Annotated in this window: 14 protein-coding genes and 1 pseudogene; 2 read left to right on the top strand and 13 right to left on the bottom strand. The window is 61.6% G+C overall.

The window, feature by feature from the left end; genetic code table 11:
- Positions 1 to 95 precede the first annotated feature (95 nt).
- The 10 genes from ACWGTO_RS18805 to ACWGTO_RS18760 form a co-directional block, all read right to left on the bottom strand.
- Positions 96 to 1,037, bottom strand: a complete 942-nt coding sequence (locus tag ACWGTO_RS18805) for a substrate-binding domain-containing protein (RefSeq protein WP_454576302.1) — start codon at positions 1,035 to 1,037, stop codon at positions 96 to 98.
- A 328-nt stretch (positions 1,038 to 1,365) separates the two neighbouring features.
- On the bottom strand, positions 1,366 to 2,193 hold the full coding sequence (locus ACWGTO_RS18800; RefSeq protein WP_454576301.1) for a phosphogluconate dehydrogenase C-terminal domain-containing protein: 828 nt from the start codon (positions 2,191 to 2,193) through the stop codon (positions 1,366 to 1,368).
- A gap of 363 nt (positions 2,194 to 2,556) precedes the next feature.
- On the bottom strand, positions 2,557 to 3,633 hold the full coding sequence (locus tag ACWGTO_RS18795; RefSeq protein WP_454576300.1) for an ABC transporter ATP-binding protein: 1,077 nt from the start codon (positions 3,631 to 3,633) through the stop codon (positions 2,557 to 2,559).
- Positions 3,630 to 4,430 carry an ABC transporter permease gene (locus tag ACWGTO_RS18790; protein WP_454576299.1) on the bottom strand — a complete coding sequence of 267 codons (801 nt, stop codon included), beginning with the start codon at positions 4,428 to 4,430 and terminating at the stop codon, positions 3,630 to 3,632. Before ACWGTO_RS18790 ends, ACWGTO_RS18795 begins: the two co-directional genes overlap by 4 nt.
- A gap of 1 nt (position 4,431) precedes the next feature.
- Positions 4,432 to 5,292: an ABC transporter permease gene (locus tag ACWGTO_RS18785; RefSeq protein WP_454576298.1), complete on the bottom strand. Its 861-nt coding sequence runs from the start codon at positions 5,290 to 5,292 to the stop codon at positions 4,432 to 4,434.
- Positions 5,293 to 5,352: 60 nt separating this feature from the next.
- The gene (locus ACWGTO_RS18780) at positions 5,353 to 6,357 is read right to left on the bottom strand and encodes an ABC transporter substrate-binding protein (protein WP_454576297.1); all 1,005 of its coding nucleotides are present in this window, start codon (positions 6,355 to 6,357) and stop codon (positions 5,353 to 5,355) included.
- Positions 6,358 to 6,437: 80 nt separating this feature from the next.
- Entirely contained in the window at positions 6,438 to 7,916 is a 1,479-nt protein-coding gene (locus ACWGTO_RS18775) for an aldehyde dehydrogenase (protein ID WP_454576296.1), read from the bottom strand.
- Positions 7,913 to 8,962 (bottom strand): LLM class flavin-dependent oxidoreductase, encoded by a 1,050-nt coding sequence (locus tag ACWGTO_RS18770; RefSeq protein WP_454576295.1) that lies wholly within the window; start codon positions 8,960 to 8,962, stop codon positions 7,913 to 7,915. Before ACWGTO_RS18770 ends, ACWGTO_RS18775 begins: the two co-directional genes overlap by 4 nt.
- Before the next feature lie 5 nt (positions 8,963 to 8,967).
- Positions 8,968 to 10,764: an alpha/beta fold hydrolase gene (locus ACWGTO_RS18765; RefSeq protein WP_454576294.1), complete on the bottom strand. Its 1,797-nt coding sequence runs from the start codon at positions 10,762 to 10,764 to the stop codon at positions 8,968 to 8,970.
- A complete protein-coding gene (locus tag ACWGTO_RS18760; RefSeq protein ID WP_454576293.1) occupies positions 10,757 to 11,344 on the bottom strand; it encodes an amino acid synthesis family protein in 588 nt (195 codons plus the stop codon). Before ACWGTO_RS18760 ends, ACWGTO_RS18765 begins: the two co-directional genes overlap by 8 nt.
- A gap of 140 nt (positions 11,345 to 11,484) precedes the next feature.
- Here ACWGTO_RS18760 and ACWGTO_RS18755 point away from each other — a divergent pair, with 140 nt between their 5' ends.
- Both ACWGTO_RS18755 and ACWGTO_RS18750 read left to right on the top strand, forming a co-directional pair.
- Entirely contained in the window at positions 11,485 to 12,156 is a 672-nt protein-coding gene (locus tag ACWGTO_RS18755) for a GntR family transcriptional regulator (protein ID WP_454576292.1), read from the top strand.
- A gap of 263 nt (positions 12,157 to 12,419) precedes the next feature.
- Positions 12,420 to 12,896: pseudogene (locus ACWGTO_RS18750) on the top strand (extracellular solute-binding protein); the annotation flags it as partial.
- An 18-nt stretch (positions 12,897 to 12,914) separates the two neighbouring features.
- On the opposite strand, the gene ACWGTO_RS18745 reads toward ACWGTO_RS18750, so the two are convergent.
- The 3 genes from ACWGTO_RS18745 to cheB all read right to left on the bottom strand — a co-directional run bounded on the left by ACWGTO_RS18745 (position 12,915) and on the right by cheB (position 17,289).
- A complete protein-coding gene (locus ACWGTO_RS18745; RefSeq protein WP_454576291.1) occupies positions 12,915 to 14,660 on the bottom strand; it encodes an adenylate/guanylate cyclase domain-containing protein in 1,746 nt (581 codons plus the stop codon).
- A gap of 591 nt (positions 14,661 to 15,251) precedes the next feature.
- On the bottom strand, positions 15,252 to 16,205 hold the full coding sequence (locus tag ACWGTO_RS18740; RefSeq protein WP_454576490.1) for a diguanylate cyclase: 954 nt from the start codon (positions 16,203 to 16,205) through the stop codon (positions 15,252 to 15,254).
- Positions 16,206 to 16,269: 64 nt separating this feature from the next.
- Entirely contained in the window at positions 16,270 to 17,289 is a 1,020-nt protein-coding gene (gene cheB, locus ACWGTO_RS18735) for a chemotaxis-specific protein-glutamate methyltransferase CheB (protein ID WP_454576290.1), read from the bottom strand.
- Positions 17,290 to 17,299 lie beyond the last annotated feature (10 nt).

Raw genomic sequence — 17,299 nt, 5'->3', positions numbered from 1 at the left:
GATGGCCTGTTGTTCAGCATGGCGGTCGGCACCCACGGAAAATGGCGGCGAGGGACGAACCGAGATTCGCCCCTCGCTATTCATGTCACGCCGGCTCAGTTGGTCAGCGCAAAAGTTTCCAGCTTGGGAGCATTGTCGCCATTGACTAGAACGCAGTCCATCAACTGCTTTTCCTTCTCGGGCGACTTCTTGTTCTTGATGAAATCGTTGGCCTGCTCGACCGCCATCTGCGCCTGCGCATAAGCCGGCTGCAGCACGGTTGCCTTGATGCCGCCCGCGGTGATCGAATCGCGCACGTCGTTCGATCCGTCGAAGCCGACGACGATGACGTCCTTGCGGTTTGCTGCGACCAGCGCCGCATAGGCGCCCATCGCCATCGTGTCGTTGCCGGAGATGACGCCCTTGATGTCGGGATTGGCTTGCAGGATCGATTCCATCTTGGCGTAGGCCTCGGTCTGGCTCCAGTTGGCCGACTGCTGGGCGACCATCTTCAGATCCGGATAGTCGTCGATGACGTCGTGATAACCCTTCGAGCGGATGCCGGCATTGGTGTCGGATTCCTTGCCGACCAATTCGACGAAATTGCCCTTCTCGCCCATCAGCTTGACGAACTCCTGCGCGCCGAGCTGGGCGCCCTGGTAGTTATTGGAGACGATCTGCGCCACGGCAACGCCGGTGGCGTTGATCTCGCGATCGATCAGGAACGAAGGCACGCCCGCGTCCTTGGCCTTCTGCACGGCTGCGACGGTGGCGTCGGCGCCGGCATTGTCGAGAATGATCGCCTTGGCGCCGCGACCGATCGCCGTGTCGATCAGTTCGGACTGCTTGTTGGCATCGTCGTCATGAACGAGCACCAGCGCTTCATAGCCGAGTTCCTTGGCCTTGGCTTCGGCACCGACAGCTTCCGCCTTGAAGAACGGATTGTCGTGCGAAGGCGTGATGATGGCAATAAGGTCCGCCGCATAGGCGGGTGCCGCCGTGCCAAGCGCCAGCATGCCGGCGAAAGCCGCAAGTGTCATTCTGCGTGTGAGTTTCATGATGTCCTCCCGTTTGAAAAATTGCCTTGATCAACCAAGGCCACTGTCTGCATTCGAATTCATCGCGCGGCGCAGGTCGCTGATCGGTTCAGGCTCAAAAGCCGTTTGCCGGCTTCCCGAACGGATCGTTGCTCTCCCCGCCGTCCCTCCGCTCGTCCAGGCCCTGCGAAACTTTGTCGATCCAAGCCACCAACAGCTAAGCCAACTGGTATGATGAGTCAATCACAAATTCAGATGATATGTACCTGATGAGCGGCCGGGAGTCAGCGACAGCGGCTCCTGCGCCGAGGCATCGAGACGCTCCGGCGAGCACCTGACTTGGCCTTTCTCAGGTGATGCGCTGAATGCTCGCGGCGATCTCTTCCGGCTCGAACACCCGCTTCCAGTCGTCGCGCATCAGCACCGGCTTGCCAAATTCGATCGCCTTGTTGCAGGCGTCGGAGAACACGCCCTTGGTTTCGCCGAAGATGACGGCGCCCAGCACGTTCATATGGCCGAGCAGGAAGTCGAGCGCGGCCTGCTGGTCGACGCCGCGCGCCACGACCTCGTCGACGGCTTCCTTCATGACGACGAGCAGCGAAGCGCATACGGTTTCCGAAAGGCCGGGCTCCAGCAACGCCATCTGATCGACAGTGACACGGTGCGAGCGCATCACCGGCGCCCAGATGATCTTGGCGATTGCCTCGCCCTTGGCGTAATCCTCTTCCGGACCCTGCATCAGCGCGCTGACCATATGCTGCTTGGCCTTGACGCCGCCGAAATAGTCCTTCTTGGCCGCCATGTCGGTTTCGTCGTTGAAGATCGGCGGATGGCAGGGATGGGTGACGAAATAGGTCAGGTCCGGCCGCTGCGGCAAATGGCCGGCGAACGGTGCGGCAGCGTCAAGCACGACGACCATCGTGCCTGGCGCGAGCTTGCTCTCGATGCTGGCCGCCACCTTGCCGATATGCGTATCGGGTACCGCCAGGATCACCACATCGGCGCCGTTGAGCGCTTCATCGGCACTGACGGCATCAAAGCCCAGCCCCGATTTCAGCCGCTCGCGGCCGGCATTGCTGACCTCGACATGGCGTATCGTATACGGCGAGCCACGAAAATTGGTCGACAGGCGGTAACCCATTTTCCCGCCGGCTCCGAACAGCGCAATCGTCGTCATCTATGCTTGCTCCCGATTTCCAACGATGGCCGTGCCTATCGTCATGTTATTTACTGGTATGATCACTCTACCACAACCTCCGGGTTTGACCAGAGCCTTCATTGCCGTGTCATGCCTGCCGGTCGCCTGGCTGCATGGCGGGACTAGCATCGTCGGCTGGCGGTTCGGGCGGCGTTCGCCGTGTCAGGCTTGGCGTCCGGCCAGCGCGAGCACGAAGATGACGACGTCCTGGACGCCCGGCGGCAGGCCGATGATCTGCATGGTGGGCGACAGCCGGGCCTGCGCAACCTTGCCGTCCGCCGCCTTGCCCCAGCCAGCGGCAACTCGTCGAACTGCTGGCTGACCTCCATCCGGTGTGGTGAGTCAGGCGGGAAACAGGAACGCTGCGCTCGGGTCGAAAAAGACCTGACGTTGGCTCGGCGCCACATCATGCGAAGCGGTGGCGGAGAATGTCGGCCTGATGTCGATCTCCTGTCCAGTGCTGGTACGCGCAACGATGCGCCGCCGTTCGCCATAGAAGGCAACGTCGATGATATCTACGACCAGCTCCACACTTTTCGGTCCCCGGTCCAGACGAAGGGCCTCCGGTCTGATCATCAATCTGGTTTTTTGCCCCGGTGCGAGGCTGCCATTTGCGTTGATACCCGAGACCAGCGAGCCGTCGGCAAGGCGGATGGTGGCGGCACCGCCGACGGTTTCCAGATGTTCCGCAGCCAAAAAATTCGAATTGCCGATGAAGCCGGCGACGAAATCGGTCGCTGGCCGGAGATAAAGGTCCTCGCCGGTGCCGATCTGCTCGATACGGCCGTCCCTGAAGAGCGCGATCCGATCCGAGAGGTGCAGCGCTTCCTCCTGGTCATGCGTGACATAGAGGATGGTAACGCCGGTCTCGCGGTGGATGCGGCGGATCTCGGCCTGGATCTCCTCGCGCAGTTTCTTGTCCAGCGCCGACAGCGGCTCGTCCATCAAAAGGATCGGCGGATCGTAGGCCAGCGCCCGGGCCAGCGCGACGCGCTGCTGCTGGCCGCCTGACAGCGCGCCAGGCAGTCTCGCGGCAAAGCTTTCCAGCCGTACCAGGGCCAGCATGTCGCCGACCTTCTTCTTCACCTGGGCTTCCGGCCGGCGCCGGACCCGAAGCGGAAAGGCAATGTTTTCGGCGACCGTCAGATGCGGAAACAGCGTGTAGCGCTGAAAGACCATGCCGATGTTGCGCTTGTGCGAGGGTATCGCTAGCAAGGATTTGCCCTCCAGCTGGACATCGCCGGAGCTCGGATCCTGGAAGCCGGCGATGGCATAGAGCGTCGTTGATTTTCCCGAACCCGACGGCCCGAGAAAGGTCAGGAACTGACCCTTTGGAATGTCCAACGTGACGTCATGCACTGCGGTGATCGCGCCGAACGCCTTGCGCAGATTGCGGATGGAAAGGAAGGGCTGGGTCATGTCTGGAACTTTCGGCGCAGGAGTGCCGCCACTACCATCAGGGCAAGCGTCAGACCGACGAGCAGGCTGGAGGCGGCGGCGATGACCGGGCTCAGATCCGAGCGCAGGCTGCCCCAGATCTTGACCGGCAAGGTCTGCAAGGTCGGGCTGGCCATGAAGATCGCCACGACGACTTCATCCCAGGAGGCGAGGAAGGCAAAGATGGCGGCGGAAAAGATGCCGATGCGGATCGACGGCAAGGTGATCCTGAGCTTTGCCACGAGCGGGCTCGCGCCGCAGACGATCGCGGCATCCTCGATCGACTTGTCGAAGCCTTCGAGCGCCGTGGCGATCGGGATGATCGCGAAGGGCAGGGCAAGCACTGTGTGGGCGATGACGAAGCCGATCGTCGTACCGCCGAGACCGAGGCGCAGGAAGAAGGCGTAGATGGCGATGGCGAACACCACCACCGGCAACACCATCGGCGTCAGCAGCAGACCGCGAAGGATTTCACGGCCGCGAAACTGGCCGCGAACCAGCGCAAACGAGGCAAGCAGGCCGATCACCACGGCAAGGATCGCCGTCATCGTGGCGATGCGGGCGCTGGTCAGCGCCGCCTCCAACCAAGACGGATCGGCAAACAGTTCCTGGTACCATTTCAGCGTCCAGCCAGGTGGCGGAAAGGCCAGCCAGCGCGACGAGCCGAACGACAGCAGAACGATGAAAACTACCGGCAAGAGGAGAAAGGCGGCGACGAGCACGGTGAAGCCGAGCAGCGCAATTTTCAGCCATCCCATGCGGTCGTAGTCGAGCAGCATCTCAGACGCCTCCCGTCACGCGCCTGGCGCCGACAAGGCGCAGCTGCAATGCGTAGAGGGCCATGGTGACGACAAGGAGGATGAAGGCGGCGGCGCTGCCCAGCCCCCAATTGAGCAGCGACTGGATCATCTGCGTGATCATTTCGGCCAACATCATGTTCGACGTGCCGCCGAGCAGTGCCGGCGTGACGAAATAGCCGAGCGACATAACGAACACCATCAGGCCGCCGGCGGCGATGCCGGGCAGCGACAGCGGCAAGAGGATGCGACGGAAGGCCTGGAAAGGGCCGGCGCCGCACAGGGCCGCGGCGCGCAGCGTCATCGGGTCGATCGCCCGCAAGGTGCCGACCAGCGGCAGGATCATGAAGGGCAGCATGATGTAGACCATGCCGATGGTGACGCCGGTGAGATTGTTGATGAGCGGCAGCGGCTGGTCGATGATTCCAATGGCGATCAGCGTCCGGTTGATGACGCCGGTGCGCTGCAGCAGCACCATCCAGGCATAGGTGCGGGTGAGCAGATTGGTCCACATCGACAGGATGATGACGCCGAAGACGATCGAGGCCAGCGCCGCCGGCATGATGGCGAGCATCCAGGCGACCGGAAAGGCGACCAGAACAGTAACGACTGTGACCACCGCCGCGACCAGGAAGGTGTTGAAGAACACCCTGGCATAGGTGCCGTCACCCAGCAGCGTCGCGTAGTTCTGCAGGCCGGGTGCGGGCTCGGTGATGCTGCGCAACAGCAGGGCCAGCACCGGGACAACGAAGAAAAGCGCGATCAGGGTCAGTGCCGGCAGCAGGCCACCGAAGCCTGCCGGCATCTTTAATGTTCCGAAGCTCTGACGCGTTTCGACCGACATGGCGGGAACCTGATTGTGGACGAGACAGCCTGCGCCGTCTCGTCCCGTTCTGTTGCGGTGTTACTTCGCCTGCCAGGCGTACCAGCGCGTCGCGATGGCATCGCGGTTCTCAGCCCAGTAGTTCATGTCGAGGTTGATCTGCCCCTCCACATGAGCGTCCGGCAATGACTTCACGACGTCGGCGGGCATCTCGGCCTTGGCCTTGGTGTTGATCGGCGCGTAACCGCTTGCCTCGGCAAATTTTGCCTGGCCGGCCGGGCTGCTCGCCGCAGCGAGGAACTTCATTGCGGCATCCTTGTTCTTGGCGCCCTTCGGCACCACCAGAACGTCGGCCGCAGTCAGGTTCTGGGCCCAGGACACGCCGACATCTGCCTCGTCATGCTGAAGCGCAAAGACGCGGCCGTTCCAGAGCTGGCCGAACGCTGCTTCGCCGGAAGCGATCAGCTGCTGCGATTCCGCGCCGCCACCCCACCAGACGATGTCCGACTTGATCGTGTCGAGCTTCTTGAAAGCGCGGTCGAGATCGAGCGGATAGAGCTTGTCGGCGGGAACGCCATCGGCGAGCAAGGCGATCTCGATGACGCCGGGCGCCGACCATTTGTAGAAGGTGCGCTTGCCCGGGAATTTCTTGGTGTCGAACATGTCGGCCCAGCCGGCAGGTTCGCCCGAAACGGCGCCCTTGTTCCAGGCGAGCACGAAGGAATAGTAAAAGCTGCCGACGGCATGGTCGGTGGTGAAGCGCGGATCGAGATCGGCCTGCGGCACCGCTTTGAAGTCGATCGGCTCCAGCAGCCCGTCCTTGGCCGCCTTGATGGCGAAATCCATCTCGACATCGACGACATCCCAGTTGACGCTGCCGGCGTCGACCATGGCCTTCAGTTTGCCGTAGTCGGTCGGCCCGTCCTGCAGGACCTTGATGCCGGATGCGGCGGTGAAGGGCTCGGCCCAGGACTTGGTTTGCGCTTCCTGCGTCGTTCCGCCCCAGCTGGTGAAGACCATTTCGTCGGCCTTGGCGGCCGTCGTTGCGAGCAGTCCGGCAATGATGCCGGTGAAGATCAGTTTCATATCGTTCTCCTCTGTTTGTTTTCGTTGTGGCTGTTCGCGGTCGGCGTTTTCGCCTTGATCGCGAATCCCCGTCCGCGGCGCTACCGCATGACAAAAGGATCGGGAATTGGGTCGTCCGAGGTGCGTATCCAGACCGATTTCGAACGCGTGTAGTCGCGGATCGCGTCCATGCCGCCTTCGCGGCCGAGGCCGGACTGGCCGTAGCCGCCAAACGGAACCAGCGGCGAGACGGCGCGGTAGGTGTTGATCCAGACCACGCCGGCGTGGATGCCGCGCGCCATGCGGTGGGCCTTGGCAAGATTGGTGGCGAAGACGCCGGAAGCCAGGCCGAACTTCGTATCGTTGGCGAGCGACAGCGCCTGCTCCTCGGTGTCAAACGCCAGCACGCTCAGCACTGGGCCGAAAAGCTCTTCGCGCACGCAGGCGAGGTTTTGATCAGGCGCCTCGATGATCGTCGGTGCATAGTAGAAGCCGTCCGCCTTGCCCTCGGGGCGCTTGCCGCCGGTCACCAGCCGGCCGCCACTGGTGAGGCTTTCGGCGACGGTCTTTTCGATCCACTCGCGCTGGCGTGCCGTGGCGAGCGGCCCCATTTCGGTGGTCGGATCCTGCGGGTCGCCGATCCGGATCGCCTCGGCCTTGCACTTGAGCCGGGCGAGAAACTCGTCCTTCACCGAGCGCTCGACCAGCAGCCGCGAGCCGGCGACGCAGCTCTGGCCGGTGGCGGCAAAGATGCCGGCGACGACGGCGTTGGCGGCGCTGTCCAGATCTGCATCGGCAAACACCACGACCGGGCTTTTGCCGCCGAGTTCGAGCGTGGTGTAGGCGAGATTTTCCGCCGTGTTCCTGACGATCTGCCGCGCCGTCCCAGGACCGCCGGTGAAGGCAACGCGGGCAACCAGCGGATGGCTGGTCAGGCGGTGGCCGCAATCATGGCCGAAGCCGGTCAGGATGTTGACGCTGCCTTCGGGAAATCCGGCTTCGTGGACGAGTTCGGCAAAGGCGAGCAGCGGTGCAGGGCCATCCTCGGACGCCTTGAGGACGATAGTGCAGCCAGCTGCCAGCGCCGGCCCGAGCTTGACGGCCGACAGGAAGAGCTGTGAATTCCACGGCACGACGGCGGCAACGACGCCGATCGGCTCCGGCCGGATCGTCACCTCCATATCCGCCTTGTCGATAGGAACAAACGAGCCTTCGTGCTTGTCGGCGAGACCACCATAGTAGCGGTAGTAATCGCCGACATAGGCGATCTGGGCGCGGGTCTCGCGGATGATCTTGCCGGTGTCGCGCGTCTCGAGTTCAGCCAGCCGATCGGCATTGGCGACGACGAGATCGCCGAGCCGCACCAGAAGCTTGCCGCGCGCCGTTGCGGTCATCGCTGCCCATGGGCCGGAGCGCAGTGCCCGATGTGCGGCCTCGACGGCGCGGTCGACATCGGCGGCTGAAGCAGTGGGCATTTTTGCCCATGTTGCACCGGTCGACGGGTCGATGCTGTCGAAGGTCGAGGCGGCCTCCACGAACTGGCCGTCTATGTAGTTCCTGAATTCGCCGGTGCTCGTCACGCGCGCGGTCCCTGGAAGGCCGGCATCACTTTGTCGATGAACAACTGCAGCGATTTCTTCTTGCGCTCGTGCGAAAGGCCGCTGTCGATCCAGATCGAATACTGGTCATAGCCGAGCGCTTCGTAGGCCTTGAGCCGGGCGATCACCTCGTCGGCCTCGCCGATCACCAGATTCTGTCTGATCTTGTCCGGCGCATATTGCGGCATGGCCGCAATCTCGGCCTCGGTCAGTTCTTCCAGAACGCCCTGGTGCACCGGCTTCTTGTTCTGGAACCAGGCGCCGAACTGGCAGTAGAATTGCGACAGGTCCTGCGTCAGGCGATCGGCATCGGCCGCGTCCTCGGCGACGAACGTATGCATCAGGAGCATGATTTCCGGCCGCGGTATTTCGGGATGGGCGGCACAGGCCGTGTTGAAGCGCTCCATCAGGCTCGCCACTTCGCCGTCGCCTGAGGCAAGCGGCGTCACCTGCACGTTGCATTTGTTGGCCACGGCAAAGTCGTGCGAGTTAGGGTCACGCGCCGCCACCCAGATCGGCGGATAGGGCTCTTGCAGCGGCTTGGGCGATGAGGTGGTCGACGGGAACGACCAGAACTCGCCGGACAGTTCGAAGTCGCCATCCCACAGGCCACGGATCGCCGGCACCATCTCGCGCATGCGCTGACCCGCGCCCCAGGCTTCGAGCCCGGGGAAAAGCCGCTGGTACTCATAGCTGTAGGCGCCGCGCGCAATGCCGATATCGAGCCGGCCGCCGGTAATGACGTCGGCCATTGCTGCTTCGCCGGCGAGCTTGATCGGGTGCCAGAATGGCGCGACGATGGTTCCGGTGCCGAGCCGGATGCGTGTCGTCTTTGCGCTCAGATAGGCGATGTTGATGAACGGGTTGGGCGAGATGGTGAATTCCATCCCGTGGTGCTCGCCGATCCAGGCGGTCGCGAAGCCGGCCTGTTCGGCCTGCAGGACCAGATCCTCCAACTCGGCAACAAGCTCGGAATGCGGCTTCGTCAGATCCGAGCGCTCCATATGGACGAACAGCGAAAATTTCATCGGCGTTACCTGCGACCAGTAAGAGCTTGGGAAGGCGCGGCCCTGGCGAGCGGCCGGACCTCGCCTTCGACCTCGTTGCCGACATAGACACCGAATGCATCTTCCGTGCGTTCGCGGACATAGCGGGTCAGCATGGAACGAACCGCAGGATCGGCGATCCTGAGATCGGCGATATGGTCGATCTCGACAAGCCTGACCTGGCGATCCCCGGAGGCGGGGGTGGTGACCGTTCCCCGGTAGTAGACGTGCGAGCGCGACGGATCGGCCGCGTCATCCCACACCGCAAACAGGAAGCCGAGCTGTGCGTCGACCGCCTTGGCGGCGAGGCATCCCTTGAGGCTGCGGGCATCCTTCGGCGAGCCCAGCCCGCGCCCCGCCGGCAATTCGTGGAAACCGTCCGGGGTTTCGAAGAACAGCACTCGGCCTTCATTTTCGAGAATGGCGCCGACTTCGGTCCCATGAGGTGCTGCCGCCAGCGCCTCCTGGCTAAGGCCGGGCGTGACATAGGTGCCGCGGCAATAGCCGAGCGGTTGCGCACCATTGTGGGCGAAATCGCGCACGCGGCCGATCAGGATCGAGTGATCGCCGGCGTCGACCAATTGTTCCATGGCGCAATCGAACACGGCGACGGAGCCGTCGATCAGCGGATTGCCGGTTTGCCCGGATTGCCAGTCAACGGTAGCGAACTTGTCCGCGGCCTTGGATGCGAAGATGCCGGATTCGGCCTTCTGGCTCTCCGACAGGATGTTGATGGCGAAACCTCTTGAGGTCGAAAAGGCGCTGTGCCCCAGTGCTTTCTTGGCGATGCAGACAAGGACGAGCGGCGGCTCGAGCGAAACAGATGTGAAGGAGTTGGCGGTGAAGCCGCGCGGCTCGCCTTCCGCGCCGATCGTGGTGACGATGGTGACGCCGGTCAGAAACGAGCCTAGCGCCCGCCTGAATTCGCCGGCGTCAAATGCCGGCGCCGTCTCCGGCCTGGCGACAGCGTCTTTCCCAGCATCGAGAAAAGCCATTATGTGGTGGGTCACCTTTTCGGGCGAAGCGATTGTCATCATGTGTCTTTCGCCGCTCAGAACGAGACATCGGCCGCGCGGTGCAAGCCGTGCCATCGCCGCCGACATGGCGGGCGTCGAATTCCTGTCTTCCGATCCGGTCACGAACAGCGCCGGCACGGCAAGGTCGGCCAGGCGATCGACATGCTGGGTATCGGCTCGGGCAAACAGGCGATAGGTCCGCGCGTACCCCTCGGCGCTGACATCTTCAAGCGCGGCGCGGGCGGTTTCGGCAGCACCAGCCAGACTAGCCGGCAGCGGGTCGCCGAACCAACGCGCAAGCGTTGCGACGATGGCTGAAGGATCGCCGTGAGAGCCGAGCGCTGCCGCCCGTTCACGCACAGCCTGCGCCAGGGCCGGAGGGCGGCGGAAGACGGCATTGAGACAGACGACGGAGCTGACACGCGACGGTGCGCGAAGGGCGATTTCCAAGGCGACCAGCGCCCCCATCGAATGACCGACGATCGAAACGGAGGCGAGACCGAGGTGATCGAGCAAGCGGATAGCCTGATCGGCAAAGTCCGACAGGTTGGCGTTTTCCGGCGGCAGCGGCGAACTGCCGTGGCCGAGCATATCGATGGCGATCAGGTCGTGGCGGTTCCTCATCAACTCGATCTGCGGCTGCCAGATCACAGCATTCATGCCGACGCCGTGGATGAGCAGCACCGGCGTGCCGGAGCCGGCTCTGATGAAGCCGGTTCCGTCCGGAGCCGTGTCCCGAACCCATGCGGGGGCGGCGGCGTCAGCCATGCAGGTCCCCGACCTCCTTGAGATCCTGATAGCGATCGCCGATGCGATGATGTGGGCGGCCGCCAATGGAAGCGCCGAGCGCCACCACCAACTCGTCCGGCGACGGCGCATCGCCGATCTGGAAATGCACGGTCAGATAGTGGGAGCGGCGGCCTTCGTCGTTCTTGTCCATCAGCGGGATCATTATCGGCGTGTTCGGCCCGCCACGCAGATTGGTAAAGGCCAGATAGGTCTTGGCGCCAACGGCGCGGCGGTAGTGATTGCCGAAATGCAGCGTGTGGATCAGCGCGGAAGCGTGCTCGATCTCGCCCGAAGTGCCGCAGATGGCGGCCTTGCCGTAGCCTTCGATCGCCTCACCCGAACCGGCGACGGCGATGATCTCGCGGGTCAGCATTTCGCCAAGGATGGGAGCGATGGCGCGGATCTCGGGAGAAAGATCCTCGGTGAAACCACGGCCAGCCCAGGGGTTCGTCAGCACAGCCGCTACACCGACCAGTCGCAGCGGCTGGGGTGCTGCCTTTCCGCCTTCGATCAGCGTGTTCTCGATGTAGGTGACGATCTTTCGAATGGCCGGCTTCATCAAAATCCTCGGTCGGATAGCGCAGTTCAGCGCCGTCACGTCTATCGCGTCTTATGGTATACCATGCTATGGAGCGCCAAGAACCTTGTCAATTGGCCATGAAATCTGTTTTGTGGCCGTACCAGGGAGGCAGAGAAAAAATGTCAGAAGATGCGCTGCGGATCGACCGCTCCGCCAAGACGTTGCGGACGCTGGCGCTGGAGCGCATGCGTGAGGCGATCATGGATTTCCACTTCCAACCCGGCGAGAGACTGGTCGAGCGGCCGCTTTGCGATCAGCTCGGGGTCAGCCGTTCGGTCGTGCGCGAGGTTTTGCGGCAATTGGAGGCCGAAGGCCTGGTGCAGATGATACCGGGCCATGGACCGGCCGTGGCCAAGCCGGATCTCGGCCGCACCGACGAGATCTATGAATTGCGAGCGCTGCTGGAGGGCATCGCGGCGCGAGCTTGCGCCATGTCGGCCACGAGCGAGCAGATTGCCTTGCTCGATGGCGCTTTGACCAACCTGTTCGAAGCCTGGGCTTCGGGCGTGCCGGTCGCGGTGATGCGGGCGACGACCAAATTCTACGAGGCGCTGTTCGAAGCGGCCGACAAGCGTATTGCCTGGGAAATCGTCACCGGGCTGAATGTCCGCATCAACCAGCTGCGTTCGATGACCATCGCCTCGGACAACCGCCGCGAGCCGGCGATCGCCGAAATGACCGAAATCATGGACGCAATCAAGTTGCGCGACCCTGACAAAGCTGAGGTCGCCGCTCGACATCATGTCGAACAAGCTTGGTTTATCGCGCAGCAGTTGTTGCGACCGAGGTGACGACGCGTTTTGTTGTGCAGCTCAAGCGTCAATGTGAGCTCAAGACCGGTCCTGGCGCGAAGGAGGCGTAGGGGCGCTATGTTCGACTGTGGCGGAACCATACGGAACGATACGGGAAGATTTCTGGTTTTGGCCCGCGAAAAACCCCATGAAATCAACGTTCTTGATACATCCTCCGGGCCTACCATTATCGTTATTTATCAATGCTTACAGGTAGGTTCGCCAAAAGGTTCGCCAAGTAGTGGCTTGCGCGCCACCAGCCGTTTGAGTCATCCGAGTACATCAACGCTTTGGCGGACGGCGACATCTGCCTGCCGATCGGTTGGTCGGGCGACGTCCTGAAGGCGCGCGACCGTGCCGCTCAAGCCGGTAAGGGCGTCACAATCGCCGACTCGATCCCTCGGGAAGGCACTGTGATGTGGTTCGATCAACTGGCAATCCCCGCAGATCCGCCGCACGTGGACGAAGCGGATGCCTTCATCAACTAGCTCATGAAGCCTGAAGTCGCCGCCAAGAACACGAACTATGTATTCTTTGCTAATGGTAACAAGGCATCACAAAAATTTGTTGAAAGAAGCATTCTCCGCGATCAGTCGATCTATCCTGACGATGCCACGCTCAAGAAGCTTTTCACCGTCTTTCCGTACGACCCGAAGACGCAGCGCGTGGCGACGCGCACCTGGACCAAAATCGTTACGGTCAGTAATTGGATGCAGTTGCTCTTCCGACGAACCGCCTGATTGTTCATCGGTCATCCGTCAATCGGCGATGCCCGCTTTCTGCAGGCCATCCAGCCAGTGCTCTAGGTCCTCCTGCCGCCGATATGGAGAGTCGCGCTTGTAATCAGACAGAGTGAAACCTGGCTTCCGTTCAAGGCATCTGCCCCAGGCCAATCGTGCCTCTTCGGCGCGTCCTAGCTGGCCCAAACACGCAGCCAGATTGGCGAATCCCCGATCATAGTTGTTGTTATCCCAGCGGCGGAACGACTGCAGTGACGCCTCATAGTCGCCGAGCAGATAATGCGTAAATGCGAGCAGTTCGTGGATATCGCGGTCTTCTAGTGGATTGAGCCGTTGCAGCCGCTCGCCTACCTCGCGAGCCTTGGCGAGTTGACCGTCCCAAAGAGAGATGTAGCCAACCCAGTTTAGTGCCATCGCATTTGTGGGTCCGAGCACGAGCGCGCGTTGCCAATGGGTCTCAGCAGTCTCGAAGTCGCCTTTCCATGCATGTAGAGCGGCAACAACCGCCTCTGCGAGTCCGCTGGCATCGCCGAGTTCAATCGCCCGCAAGGCCGACTGCATCGCCAACGCTTTCAGACCTCCGTCGGCCCTGAAGGCGGAGAGCGTCGCGTAGGCGTCCGCGAGGCACGCATGCGCCCGCGCCGAATCGAGCTCCCAGCGAAGGGCCAGCTTAAAGAACTCGATAGCGGCGATGGTGTCGTCTTCCGTAAAACGGTGCGTAGCCTCGACTCCGCGCAAGAATGCGTCATAGGCACCAAGGCTTGCTTTGGCTTGCCTGGTCCGCGCGACTTCGGCAGCTCCAACCCTACCGACCAACGCCCAGGCGATCCGTTCTGTCACCTCGTCTTGCACGGCGAAGAGGTCGTCGATGCTTCGATCGTAACGCTCGGCCCAGACGTGATTGCCGGATGATGCTTCTATCAGCTGCGCAGTGATCCTTACGCGTGCTCCAGCCTTCCGAACGCTTCCCTCGACGACGTAGCGTACCCCGAGCTTCCTTCCCACCTCGGTAGTGTTTACGGACCGTCCTTTGAAAACGAATGAGGAATTGCGAGCGATCACGAACAGGCTTTGGCTACGGCTAAGCTCCGTGATTAGATCCTCGGTTATTCCGTCCGAGAAATATTCCTGTTCAGGATCCGCCGACATATTAGCGAAGGGAAGCACGGCAACAGACGGCTTAAACGGAAGCGGCAAATCCTTCGCCGAGGCGATAGCGACCGAAGCTTCTTGTCCCCCCTCTCCCGTTTCGACCCGGTAGGCGCGAACCGCCCCAGCTATGTTCTTCATCGTTTGATCGCCAAGGTCGACGAGCTCGTAAGGAAGTTTGCCATTTACCTGATCATAAACGCTGCGCCCAATGATGACGCCTCCGGGCTCGCTGACCTTTTCCAGTCTCGCCGCAATGTTCACGCAGTCGCCGTAGATGGTCGTCTCATCCAGGATGACCTCACCAGCGTTGATACCCATTCTGAAGGCCATTCGCCGGTCTTCAGGAAGATCTGTATTGCGTACCGTTATGCGCTCTTGCGTCTCGACTGCGAACTGCAACGCATCGACAGCGCTGGCGAACTCGATCAGCAGACTGTCGCCCGCGGTGCTGACCAGCCGACCCCTGAATTGCGCGACCTTTGGATCGATCACTTCCGCGCGCAGTGCCTTTAGATGGAAGAGAGTCCCGGCCTCATCGGCCCCCATCAAACGCGAGTAGCCAGCTACGTCCGCTGCCAGAACCGCCACAAGCTTTCGTTCCGGGCGCGCCACAATGCCTCCTGAACTACAAAGACGCCACGTGGGTTTGCTGAGAGCGTAGCACTCGCGTGTATGCGCAACTAGCCGTCAGAGACGCGCGCTCAACAGGTGAACGTCCGCTATCGTTTTTCGGAGGCCAGAATCCGCCATTCCGCAGTCGGCCCACTCACGACATTCAGCACGCTCAATGTAAATGTCCGTTCCTGATACTATCACTACCTCACGCAAACACTTCAGACGCTTCTCGCACCGCCATGCGGGACACTTTGGGCGAGGCGCATTTGATCGACAGGCAGAAGCAATCGTGTTGAGTGGGACAAAAAGATTGAAAAGCATTGGAACAGATTTGAATGTCGGATGGTCCCACCGGATTCTAATTTGTTGATTATGTTCGTTTTCCAAGCATCCTCCGGGCCCACCATTGGCATAACTATCTGATTTAATTGTAAGCGAATTTAAACCTGTCTTTTGGGGATTTATTGACTCCTCCCAGCCTCTTCGCTCCCATCCACGAGTGGGTCGAGTTCGCGGAGTATGGAAAGGATCGAGCCGCGAACGGCCGACATCCAAGAATACATCGACCAGGCCCTCCATCGAGCTTCTCTAGCTGCGGGGGACGTGAAGCGCCACTCGATCTCGTCCTTCCGACTTAGCGCGGAAGAGCGCCAGATCGGCGGCATTGACGAAATCGTTTGGTGTCTCGTTCTCCTTGGGCACTGTTGTCGCGACGCCGACGCTGATGGTCACCCGATCCGGGCCGTGCGGGATGTTCAGGTTCCGCACGCTCTGGACGAGCCGCTCCGCGATGCTGCTCGATTGTTCCAGCAAAGTGTCGACCAGAACGATGACAAACTCTTCGCCTCCGTAGCGCGCAGCGAGATCGGTGGAGCGGCCGGAACTGCCCTGGATTACCCGGGCGATTTGCTTGAGCACCTCATCGCCGGCCATGTGGCCATAGGCATCGTTGTATCGTTTGAAGTTGTCGGCATCGATCATCAATAGCGACAATGGGGACTGTGCGCGAAGAGCGCGTTTCCACTCAGCCGCCAGATATTCGTCGAAATAGCGCCTGTTGCCGAGACCCGTCAGGCCATCGATCCGCGTCAAACGCTCAAGCTCGAGATTTGCGCTGATCAGCTGTCGCTGGCTTTCCCTCAGCGCGCGGTACGCCGCGTCTCGCTGGACATGATCCAGATAGGCCCGCGTGTGATATCGAATGCGCGCAATCAGCTCGATGCGATCCGGCAGTTTGACTAGATAGTCGTTGGCTCCGGCAGCGAAGGCTTCGCCCTTGGTAGCTGGATCTTCCTTGCTCGACAGCACAATGACTGGAACCGAGTGTGTCGACGAATGCTTCCTGTATTCCTTCACCAGATGCAGCCCGTCGACCCCGGGCATGACGAGGTCCTGCAGGATAACGGTTGGCTTTACCTCATCCGCGACGGCCATCGCCTTCAACGGGTCGGTGCAGAAGTGCAAGGCGATATCGGGCTCGTTGGCCAGGGCGCGCCTGACCGCCTCGCAAACCATGACCTGATCATCGATGAGCAGAACCATCGACGAATAATTATCTGCCAGTGGCGGCACCGGCTCTGGATCTTGCGTCATCAGAAGAGCCCTTTCACGTGGGGCGCCCGCAGGCTTCGATAATGCGTAAGCCGATAGCGCTCAAAGGAAGAATATCTACCGCCGCACCGATCGCAGCGGCGGCCTTCGGCATGCCATAGACGGCGCTGGTTGCTTCATCCTGCGCGATTGTGAGATGCCCCTTGTCGCGGAGTTGTTTCAGCCCGCGCGCCCCATCCCTGCCCATGCCGGTAAGCAGGACCCCAATTACCGAACCCGGCCACCATTGCGCCGCGCTTTCGAAAAACACATCCACGGACGGCCGATAGACGTTGTCCTTGGGGCTGGACGTGTAGCCAAGTTGCTGAGCCGACTTGAAAACCAGATGATCATCCGAACTGGCGATAAGAACGGTGCCCGCTTGAGGCCTGTCCTTTTCCTGCGCCGCACGGATCGGAAGCCGGGTATGCTGCCCGAGCCAATCGGCAAGGCCTGGAATGAACTGAGCATCGAGATGCTGGACGAGCACGATTGCGCCGCCAAAATCAATGGGAAATGCGCTGAGCACCTTTGCAACGGCAGCCGGCCCGCCCGCCGAGGCGCCGATCGCAACCAGGCGTCGAGGGGAGGGGTCGGCTGCGACTGATATCCGCCCGCCTGCCTTGGATGGCACATCACGGACCAGCTTACCGATCGTTGCAATCTTGTTGGTCAGAAGCCGTGCGGATTGCGAGGAGGCGTTGCCAGCGATGCCCACCGACGGAATATCAACTGCATCGAGCGCGCCATGACCCATTGCTTCGTAGACCCCGGCGACGTTGGCTTCGATACTGGCGGTTACCAGCAAGATCGAGCACGGGGTTTCTGCCATGATTTTGCGGGTCGCTTCCACGCCGTCCATCTCTGGCATTGCTAGATCCATGAGTATCAGATCCGGCAGGTCACGTCTGCAGGCATCGACCGCCTCACGCCCATTGGTCGCCATCCATGCGACCTGATGTTCGCGGGTCGACACGACCAGCCGGCGCAGAAGCTCGACCGCCATCGGCATATCGTTGACTATGCCGATTCTCATTCGTTGGCTT

The sequence above is a fragment of the Mesorhizobium sp. PL10 genome (genome assembly GCF_053714315.1).
The sequence above is the reverse complement of the archived record's forward strand: the minus strand, read 5'-3'. Positions and strand labels throughout refer to the sequence as shown.